Source organism: Natronoflexus pectinivorans (genome assembly GCF_004345615.1).
Lineage (GTDB): Bacteria > Bacteroidota > Bacteroidia > Bacteroidales > Marinilabiliaceae > Natronoflexus > Natronoflexus pectinivorans.
Window position 1 is genome coordinate 200,287 of sequence record NZ_SLWK01000004.1, and the last position, 11,557, is coordinate 211,843.

The 11,557-nt window shown below is 37.1% G+C and carries 4 protein-coding genes; 1 reads left to right on the top strand and 3 read right to left on the bottom strand.

The window, feature by feature from the left end:
- Positions 1 to 85: 85 nt before the first annotated feature.
- Together EV194_RS07505 and EV194_RS07510 are read right to left on the bottom strand one after the other, a co-directional pair.
- Positions 86 to 4,300, bottom strand: coding sequence for a hybrid sensor histidine kinase/response regulator transcription factor (locus EV194_RS07505; RefSeq protein ID WP_132433421.1), 4,215 nt, complete (start codon positions 4,298 to 4,300; stop codon positions 86 to 88).
- 308 nt (positions 4,301 to 4,608) lie between these two features.
- On the bottom strand, positions 4,609 to 7,740 hold the full coding sequence (locus EV194_RS07510; protein WP_132433422.1) for a glycoside hydrolase family 2 TIM barrel-domain containing protein: 3,132 nt from the start codon (positions 7,738 to 7,740) through the stop codon (positions 4,609 to 4,611).
- 680 nt (positions 7,741 to 8,420) lie between these two features.
- On the opposite strand from EV194_RS07510, the gene EV194_RS07515 reads away from it, so the two are divergent.
- The gene (locus tag EV194_RS07515; RefSeq protein ID WP_132433423.1) at positions 8,421 to 9,380 is read left to right on the top strand and encodes a glycoside hydrolase family 43 protein; all 960 of its coding nucleotides are present in this window, start codon (positions 8,421 to 8,423) and stop codon (positions 9,378 to 9,380) included.
- Positions 9,381 to 9,464: 84 nt separating this feature from the next.
- On the opposite strand, the gene EV194_RS07520 is transcribed toward EV194_RS07515, so the two are convergent.
- The gene (locus EV194_RS07520) at positions 9,465 to 11,186 is read right to left on the bottom strand and encodes a family 43 glycosylhydrolase (protein WP_132433424.1); all 1,722 of its coding nucleotides are present in this window, start codon (positions 11,184 to 11,186) and stop codon (positions 9,465 to 9,467) included.
- Positions 11,187 to 11,557: the final 371 nt, after the last annotated feature.

The following is an 11,557-nucleotide window of genomic DNA, read 5'->3' on the forward strand; positions in this document are numbered from 1 at the left end:
ACCAATAATCATCCTCAACAAATCTTAATAATTCTGATGTTACCTCCCATCAAAAAGTTAATTCCAATATCACGGAACTAAAAAACTATTCATCTATTGATTGATCTTCCAACTCATCATTTTCTTTTTCAATATATTCTGAAGGGGTACATCCAAAAAAATCTCTAAAACAACGTGAAAAATACGAGGGGCTCGAGAACCCCACCATATAGATGATCTCTGAAATATTTCTTTTACGTTGAATAAGCAATTGAGCTGCTGTTTTTAAACGGTGAATACGAATAAACTCTTTGGCTGTGTAACCTGTAAGCGCTTTTATCTTTCGATAAGTTTGGTTTGGAGTTAATCGTAGCTTTTCACTCAATTTCTCAACATCAAAACTGGGATTATCTAACTGTTCATCAACGGCAGCAACAGCATTTTTGAGGAATTCCTCATCCAGAGAGGACAAGCTTTCAACATCTGGTTCCAAAATAGCATCAGTTCTAAACCTGTTTTGCAGAGTACTGATGTTTTCAAGGATATTTAATAATTTCAGACGCAAGGACTCCATATTGAAAGGCTTGAAAATATAATCCACAGCTCCGAGTCTCAGACCCTGTATTTCGTCCTCTTGCATTGTTTTAGCAGTTAAAAAAACTACCGGAATATGAGATGTATTTATATCATCCCGCAATTCCCGGCACATCTCAAATCCATCCATTTCAGGCATCATGATATCTGAAACGATGATGTCAGGATTGTTCTTTTTGGCTAGTTCCAGGCCTTGCTTACCATCAATGGTACTAATCACATTGAAGAACTCTTGTAGTCCATCACAAATAAAAGTATTAAGATCTTCATCATCCTCCACGACCAACGCTACAGGTTTATTCTTAGATATAGATTTGGACTTCTTTACTGACAGATCCTCACCTCTGTTTTTTCCTTCGGTTTGGATATTGATACCAGACTCAACAAAAGCATCATCCGAAACATTCATTTCTGTGCTTTTTTGAATAACATCCCGGAGAAACTCAGGAGTAGTGCCTAAATCGGTAGGAATTGTCACACGGAAACAACTACCTTTTCCCGGTTCGCTTATTACATCAATTTTTCCTTGATGTAAATCCACAAATGCTTTAGCAAGATACAAACCAATTCCTCCAGTGCTTTTTGATCTTTTTTCATCAACCTGAAAAAAGCGTTCAAAAATCTGATTTTTATTTACATCAGCAATTCCAATCCCATCATCAATCACCTCTATAAACAAACGTTCTATTTGACCTCTATCATCCTTCTCAATTCCGGCGTTGAGGCTTATACGCCCATTATTCTCGGTAAATTTAACCGCATTGGACAATAAATTAAATAGCACTTTTTCAAATTTGTCTCTATCAACCCAAGCAATAATCTCCGCAGGCGAGTAATTTACCTCCAAATAAATCTTTTTTGCCTCTGCCAAAGGCAAAAAAGAGTCGTAAAGATCGTCAAGGATTGGAGTAATATTCTCTTTTTGAAGAAATAGCTCCATCTTCCCCCGATCAACCTTTCTGAATTCCATTAGCTGATTTACAAGACGCAATAATCTCTGGGTATTTCGATGAACCAATTTAAGTGATTTTTCAATATCTGCGGACACTTTACTTTTTGACAAAATCTCCTCAATAGGCCCAAGAATTAGGGTTAATGGAGTTCTGAACTCATGTGTTATATTTGTGAAAAACCTAACTTTAAGATCGTATAGTTCCTGCTCTTTCTCTCTTTGAATTTTTTCAAGAAACAGATTACTTTTTTCCTTTACTTGAATAATTGAGTATTTCTGGAAAAAATAGAGAAGAATCAAAATGATAAAAATATAGACACTAAAGGCCCAGGTGGTTTTCCACCAGGGGGGAGTAATTGTGATGTTTAATATTGCGGGTTCATCAGCCCATACACCATCACTATTGGCAGCGAGTACTTTTAAAACATATTCTCCATCGGGAATATTAGTATAAGTGGCTGTATTTCTTTCTCCCACCAAGTTCCAATCATCGTCAAACCCTTCAAGTATGTAGGCATATGTATTTCGTTGAGGATCCATATAATCCATTGCAGAAAACACAAAAGTTAGAACACGATCAGAATACGAAAGGCGTAAATCATTCATGTAGGGAACGCTTTTAATAAATCTACGTTCTCCATTCGTAACCATATTCGATATACTTGTATTAAAAATCTGAATATCAGTAAATGTCACCTCTGGTGGCATAGACAAAAAGTGCAAACTTTCAGGATAAAAAGTAATAAAACCGTATCCTCCTCCTATTATGATCTCTCCATCATAAGTTCTGAACGCACTGTTACGCTCTACTCCCACACGTTGATATTCTCTCATTTGAAAATAATCAATTACGGCTTCATCAATCACGGAAAACTTAACCATTCCTTCATAAAGTCCAAGCCATAAATTCCCTTCATTATCCAAAAACAAATTAGTTATCAGGTCACTGCTCACAAACCTCTGAGCAGGGAAGCGTTTAAAATTTATTACTTCTGTTCCATCAGACAGAACATTTACTACTTTTTTATTAAGTCCTGAATTAGTTGCAATCCACAAATTACCTAACGAATCCTCTAATAAAACATTAATTATATTATCGTTAATTGTTGATGCATCGCCACGCACAGAGTAGAAATTAATAAAATCTTCAGTTTCCGGATCAAACCGATTTAATCCGCGTTGTGTGGCAATCCAAACGAATCCGTTTTTATCTTCAATAATATCTCTAATGTTATTATCAGATAACCCGGAATTGTATGTTTGGTAGTTTCTAATTTCGGAAATTGTATTATTCTCGATGGTTAACCGAGCGAAACCTGTTTGCAATGTTCCAATCCAAAATTCGCCAGGATATTTTTTTGATGCTGTAATTATGTCAACTTTGTTACCAGGAAGTGCTATATTAGTTTGATTGTTGACAAACTGAAACCTCGAATTAGGGAATCGATCTAATTCATTTTTTGAGAAAAACAACAATCCGGCATCGTCAGTACCAACTAACAAACCTTGATCAAAACATTCTAATGCCAAGACTGAATTTGACTCAAAAAAATTACCATTATAATGATAGCTAAGGTTTTCGAAAGAAGATATAAGCTGGAAGGACTCTGCAGGTTTTCTAAATTTTTTTAAACTTCGAGATGTTCCAACCCATAGATTTCCTATGCTATCTCCTGCGATGGAGCGAACTGCATTTTCTATGGCTCTTCCATCTTGAATTTCGGTGGTACTATAACGCGTTATTCCCGAAGTTTTAAGAACGTTAGCTCTATCAATAAGGGCACCACTCACCCATAATATGCCGGATCGGTCAACAAAAAGAGCAGAAATATTATTACCTGAAAGGCTGTAACGATTGTTCAAATCATGTTCAAAATTATGGAAAAATGCTTCTTGAGGTGATCTTGTCTGTTGCTCCTCCTCTAATAAAATCAAGCCGGCATCCCACGTTCCAATCCATAGATTACCATAATCATCATAATGAAGTCGATAAACTTCATTGGAACTCATACTCCCATCTCCTTCTCTAACCTGATAGTGCTGAAATGAAAATGCTCTGGTTAAACTCTCTCTTGACATTTTTGACACGCCACCTCCCCAGAAGCCTATCCAGAGCGCACCATCATTGGAGATGGCTAAGCTGGTTAACACGGAATGTATTATTGAAGTAGAAGGAGCATCAGTATTAGTGGTGTACCTAAGATATGTTTCTGAATCTCTGTCAAATAACACCAGACCTTGATACGTGGCAATCCAGAAATCATTATGCTCATCTTCAATGATATCACTAATAACATTATGTTCAAGAAAAGTGTCACGCTGACCTGTTTCAGGGTTTAATCTAACCAAACCTTCATCCCAGGTTCCAACCCATATATCGCCTCTGGAATCCTGATATATTGAAAGAATTCTGCTTTCAAAATCATAAATATCAATATTACCTGTCTCAGGGTTTAATCGATTCAGACCACTCGAAGTACCAATCCAAATATTTCCCTGATCATCTTCACAGAGTGATACAATTTCCCGGTTACTAATTACACCGTGTTCCTCAATTCCTGAAGTATAAACAACCGTATTATAACCATCGAAACGGGTAAGTCCATTCCAGGTTCCAATCCAAATAAAACCTTTTCGATCCTGAATAATGGTATTGGCTTTACTACTGGAGAAACCATCTTCAATAGAATAAGAGTCAAAATCTAGTATCTTATTTGGGAAAAGGTGTTGGAGAAATAGAAAAATCAAAAATAATGAAATACAACCACGTTTCATAGCAAGAATAATTAGTACTAACCTATACGATTTTGTGTTTAAACATCCAAAACACCATCCATCAATTTACCATTGTCTTTTAAAATAAATTAAACAATAAAGATATAAAAACTAATATCACGTGATTATTCTGTTTATACAAGTTCATTTAGATTTTAAATGATAGTTTTATAGATAATACAAAATCAACTAATTAAATTAATCGCAATCAAAAAAGAAAGTACTGTACCACAATTTCAAACAAAGACTTTTGCTTAAAAAAGCAAAAGTCTTTGTCTTTCTATTTTAAAAAACCAAAATCCATTATACTAAGGTATCTCAGCCCTTATTATATATGAATAGGAGTAGCTATCGTCGTGTAATCTATACTCACGATGCGGATGACTGCCCCAGCTATTATCTCCACCAATACCTCTTTGCAAAAAATCAACATTCAGAACGATGTCTTCACGTTCAAACACATCAACTGTGCGCTGCCCTTTTTTGGTGTAACCTGGATCAAAATCTTCGGTATGAAAATGCAGTGCGCTTACACTTAATGGCTGAATTCCTTCAATTCTTAACCCAAAGCCGTCGTCATTGGTAAGTGTTAACCAACGAACATCGGTCTTGTATCCATTTTCCTGAGGTCTGGTGTAAGGCACGTATTGGTCAGCTACCTTGCTGTTATAAATTCCAACATGAGAACTTAACTTGCGATCAGAATAGTTCTCCCATGGACCACGTCCATACCAGGTGAAATTATCATATTGGCGAGAAAGAAACATCTCCATACCAAACCGGGGAATTTCGGGTAACCCTTCAACTCCTGCCTGATAATTAACATCCACACGTACAGCACCGTCAGGTGTTACAGTGTATATTACGTGATAATCTGATTGAACGTCACGAAGGAAGAAATGAACCTCCATTCTGACTTCATTTTGAGATTTTTCAACAGTAACATTACGTACATCTTTATTTCTGCCTGCCTGTCGCCAGATAGTACTGTTGCGATGCATGTTGTTTCCAAAATCATTATCTACAGGAGCTCTCCAGAAGAAAGGTTCTGGTGCTCCCTGTATCAAATTACGATTCCCAACCCTGTAATGCCCGAGCACTCCACGGCGCTTATCCAGACGAATATTGAAATTCTCACCTTCAATTACTACCGAGTTGTCATCTTCTGTCACTTCAAATGATCCATCATTAGAAACGAACTCACGGTTAAAATAATCGCTTCCTGTCAATATAAATTGTTCGCGGGCAATTTCATGACCGGCAGGAACTAACTGCCTCTCCTCCTTTGTGTATGCATATACATTTAGCAGATATTCATCCCCGTTTTGTGGAGTTGAATAGGAAAAACCTGGCCTTACAACCCTGCTCTGTTGAGGTGCAAGATTCAATGAAAACGTTCCTTCATCAATCTTTTCTCCATTCTTCAACAATTCCCAGACAAAGCTATAATCACTAAGATTTGTGAAGTAAAAACGGTTTTCAATTCTAATGGTTCCATTTTGAAGGTTCTCTTCAGTAAAATTAATGTTCTGATGGATTTTTTTCACCTCCATTAAGGCAGGTTGTGGAGATCTATCGGGAAATACCAAACCATTCATACAGAAATTCTCATCATGGTGCAAATGGCCACTTCCCATATGACCACCGTAGGCATAAAATTTATTTCCAAAACCATCATCGGCCAAAATACCCTGGTCAACCCAGTCCCAAATGAAACCTCCCTGCATATGATGTACAGCATAGAAAATATCCCAGAATTTGTAGAAATTCCCTGTACTGTTACCCATTGCATGAGCATACTCGCACAAAATATATGGACGATCAACATTCTCGCGCTGAGAATATTCAGTGATAGATCGAAAACCTGCATACATAGGTGCAACAATATCTGTGTTGGATTGCTCACCTGCCTGCTCAAACATGATTAAACGGGTAACATCTCTTTCTTTTATCCAATCATATGCATCGAAAAAAACCTGGCCGTTTCCACATTCATTACCCATGCTCCATGCAAAAATACTTGTGTGGTTTTTATCCCTTTCAACCATTCTGTATATTCTATCCATATGAGCTGCATGCCACTCCGGAAGATATGCAGGGTGTATGTCGCGATTATACCAACCTTGGTGCTCAGCTCCCATTCCGTGGGTCTCTATGTTTGCCTCATTCACAACATACATCCCATACTCATCAGCAAGACGATATAAGTCAGGAGAATGCGGATAGTGGCTGGCACGAATTGCATTAATATTATGGCGCTGCATTACCTCTATATCTTTTTTAATGACGTCGCGGGTAACATAATGACCGTTGATTGGACAATGTTCGTGAAGGTTTGCCCCTTTCATTTTTACTGGTTTTCCATTTACAAGAAGCAGCCCATCTTTGAGCTCGATAGAACGAAACCCGATTCGCCAACTCGTTGATTCAATAGCATTACCGGCATTGTCTTTTAATGTAATCAAAACCGTATATAAATTCGGAAATTCAGCACTCCACAACCTCGGATTGCGAATCCTTCTGTTTATATTAACATCACGATCACTGTTGGCAGGAACGGTTACATTGAGATTTTCATTAAAAATGCGGCTTCCGTTTTCATCAAGCAAAGCAACTGAAACCACTCTCGAAACTGATGATGGAGTATAATTTCTAATGGTAATTTCCCCGTTTAGATTTCCATGGCGGTAATTGCTATCTAAGTCAGGACGCAAAAAGAAATCGGCAATTCTGGTATCGTCGGTGCTATATAAATAAACATCTCTTTCGATACCGCTTAATCTCCACATGTCCTGATCTTCAATATAACTGCCATCAGTCCAGCGATAAGCCTCAACAGCAATCATATTTTTTCCCTTGCGTACAAATGGAGTGATATCAAATTCAACCGGATTTTTAGTACCCTGATGATAACCTACTTTCTGACCATTAACCCAAACATACATTCCACTTGTTCCGGCCTTGAAATGAATAAATACTTTACGATTCTCCCATCCAGCTGGCAAAATAAAATCCCTTCGGTATGATCCTACCGGATTATCCTCATCTCCAATATATGGGGGATCTGTTTTGTGTGGATACCTGATGTTTGAGTAAATTGGAATTCCATATCCATGAAGTTCCCAATTAGATGGAACAGGAATTTCATCCCAGTGATCGACAATATAATCTTCTTTATAAAAGTCTTTGGCTCTTTGTTTGGGGTTTGGTGCCCAATAGAACTTCCATTTCCCACTCAATAGATAATAATAAGGAGAATCCTGATGGTTGTGCTCTAATGCTCTTCTTTCATCCGGGAAGTTATAGAAAGTAGCTCTTGGAGGTTCGGTATTCCTTGTAAAAATGGTCGGATCTTCCCAATCACGCTGAGGTCTTTCTGCACCAGACAAAAAAGGCAGTCCAAGTGCGACCATTAAAAAAGTAATCAAACATCTTTTCATTACAATCTTTTATTTAAGTTATTATTAATTGACACCATCAATATTTGCATCAAAAATACATAAGCTAATATGTATTTTGCTACAAAACATGTTTTAAGGAAATGTTTCAAAAATAAAGAGTTATTAATTATACAACTGCCATATTTTTGAAATTTGATATAAATTATTTTACGGGTATCTGATTAGAAACATATTAATATAAGCAAAAAAAGAATTCATTATTAAAATCATTACAAATTCTTTAAAATTTATCACTGCTGTCCGGCTAAGAATATCGAAACCTGTCAGGTCTTAACTAAACGATATCGTATGTCCATTGCTTTGTAACGCTAATTATTCAGATCATCATACAGCTTTTCTTTACTCCTGTTTGATAATTATTACACATTTTCAAATTTGTGACATCCAAATACTTTTGTCTATAATAAATTTGTAATTCAATAGTATGAAATGCAAGGTTCTTATTGATCACAAATAATTCAGTATCGCCATTACGTAACAGATTTGAAGAATTATCTGATTTGATAGTTTAATGATCAAACAAATCCTTTGAGATCTGGAACTTAATTAAGTAAGCATTAACCTATTTATTAGTCCCCATCCATACAAAAAACAGGTAATACTAAGTGACAAATTATTATAACACTTGATTACAGCAACTATATATAAACGCAATCAGTATGAAAAAAGTGAATTTATTGATTTATTCTATTATTGCAGGCTTCTTTCTATTATTTAATTCGTGTAGCCAGCAGCCTTCAGATGAAGTGAACAAATACCTATTTAGCTATTTTAAGGGGAATGGAGAAAGTGGTTTGCATCTGGCATGGAGTGAAGATGGCCTGATTTGGCACGAATTAAACAACGGCCAACCTATTTTAGAACCAACAGCAGGTGAAGATAAACTGATGCGCGATCCTTGTATAATACAAGGACCAGATGGAAGATATCATATGGTATGGACTGTCAGCTGGAATGAAAGAGGTATTGGATATGCTTGGTCAGAGGATTTAATTAACTGGTCGGAACAGCAATACATTCCAGTAATGGAACATGAGCCAAATGCAAGAAACACATGGGCTCCTGAAGTAACATACGACGAAAAGAATGATGAGTTTATGATATATTGGGCTACAACCATTACCGGTTTATACCCGGAAACTTTTTCAGAACTAGAAGATGGTCTCAATCACAGGATGTATTATGTTACGACAAAGGACTTCAAAGAGTTCAGTGAAACAAAGCTTCTTTACGAACCCGGATTCAGCGTTATTGATTCGCATATTGTGCCCCATAACGGCGAGTTTATCATGTTCTTTAAAGATGAAACAATTGAACCTCCAGCAAAATCATTGCACATCGCAACATCAAAAAACTTAACCGGACCATATTCTCAACCGTTGGTTCAAATTACAGGAGACTATTGGGCAGAAGGACCTACTTCTCTATACATAGATGGAACTTGGATTGTTTATTTCGATAAGTATATTGAATGGACAATAGGAGCTGTTAAATCAACAGATCTTGTAAACTGGGAAGAGATATCCCATAAAATCTCCTTCCCTTCTGAAGTAAGGCATGGAACAGCATTGAAAATTGAAAAAGATGTATTAAATAATTTAAAACAGCAACTGAATTAAATTATTGGGTAGAAAGTTGGATTTAGTGTAATGTGTGTGTGGATCCATCCGGTAAACCAATAGGTTTCCGGATGGATTTTTTATTTATCTAGGCCCAACCAATAACGAGCTCTCTGTAATTCCATTTTCGTTAAAAGATTCAATGGTAAACCAATAGTCAGAATCAATGGCCAGGCTCTTAATGTCCAGCGAAGTTAAGTCGTAAACCTGATAATGGTGATACATCTTATTCGGGTCAATGCCAAAATTGATGTTGTATCCAATGGCACCATCTGATGCCGGCCACGAAAGATGAACCCTTCGCCTATCCTCTACATTCCTTTTAACTTCCAGGCGGTTTACCTCTGAAGGTGTGTCACCAAAACCTTTCCCAAACACTCTAAACCCACTTAATGCAAATTGACCATCGGGTACTCGAATGTTATTGATCCTCAAAAAACGACAATTAACTTTTCTCGGCAATTGAGTATAATCGTGGGTGTTATCAGATTTGTTTTCGGATTTATCAATTAACATGTCCCATGTTTCTCCATCTAAGGAATATTCCACTGTATATTGGTGAAATAATTCGGGTTGCCTTCCAAAAATATTTGTATTGTGTTCTGCAAAATTGATTTGAATTGCATAAACATCATATAATTCTAGTAGGTCGATGATGGCATATTCATTGTTTCCTCCCGTTTCAGCTGCCCAATATGTTCTGATATCCTCATCAGTCATCTTTGATGACGGATGACCTTCGTAAGAAGAAGAAACCTCCACCGGTTTATTATACGATAGCAGCATCCATCCGGGGAAAAGTTCATCATGACTATAAACCTTATGATTTGGAATAATTAAAGGATAATCTCCAAAACGGGTTATTGAATACATCATCCCGTCTTCATCGAAGAAAACCGGATGAAGCCCTAATCTGCGCTCAAAAACCTGTTTCATGGAAATGGTTATGGTACCAACGTGCCAAAAGTTTCCATACTGATCTTCGATGGTACTTCCGTGCCCGGCTCCTGCCGCAAAACCTTCCGGTTTATATACAAATGGATTATGCGATTGATAGGTAAACGGACCTAGTGGATTTTCTGAAACGTAAACGCCATCGGCATAACTTTTATATTCGGTACCGGGTGCAGAATACTGAAAATAATAAACTCCATTGATTTTATTGACCCATGCTCCTTCTATCCACGGAGCCTGGTTGATTAGTTCATTATAATCACCCGGCACTTCCCATCCGTATCGCTCCGGCTGAGCATAAACAAGCGCGACAGGATCTCCCATAAATGCGAACTGATTATGATAATCCAACTCTACTCCATAAAGCGGGTTTACATCAGAACACCCCCAATATAGATATAGTCTTTTGTCATCATCGAGAAAAAAAGCAGGATCCCAAACCGGCATATCCAATTCTGCAACAGCCACCTGCCAGGTTCCAGCCAAAGGATCAACAGATTTATACAGCGTGCTTAGATCGTTGGAAGAGCCAAGAAAGTACAATGTATCGTCAATGGCAATTGCAGTTGGAGCATATTCTTCAACCGGAATTTCTGTGGTTTCAATAAAAGTCCAGTCAGCAAGATTCTTAGAATGCCAATACCCCCCTGATTTAGAAACAAACATGTAGTATCTGTCTTTAAACCATACAATACTGGCGTCAGCAGCTTCTCGTCTGGATGGTTCTTCCATGCCAAAACGATAGCTCAAATCCATTGGATTACAAATGGTGGTAAAGTCTGTTGTATTTACATGTTCTGTAGTTTTACAACTAATTAATAGACAACACAAAACTATTAGCAGATTTTTCATTTTCCTAGGGGTTAATTTAGTGACTGATTCAATTTATATTGAATAGAATAAATAGATTTTTAGATATTAGATTTTTAGACCGATAGACAAGACAAAATATTTACTCGGTTGTATCTAATTCATTAGTGTCCGGTAAAAAGTTGTTTTGCCCCTAACGAGGCAATAATTCTTTTCCAACTAATTGTATTACCGATCTTTAGTCCCTAACGGGACTGTGCCGTAGGTACAGAATATCGGTAGATAAAATTTAACCCCAATTCCATGTGTCCCTTAGGGACACAACAATTAGCAGGCATTATAGCATCTTGTCTGAAAATTTACCGGACATTAATGCATTTAATTATCTTTCTAAACTATTCTATTCTATCTGT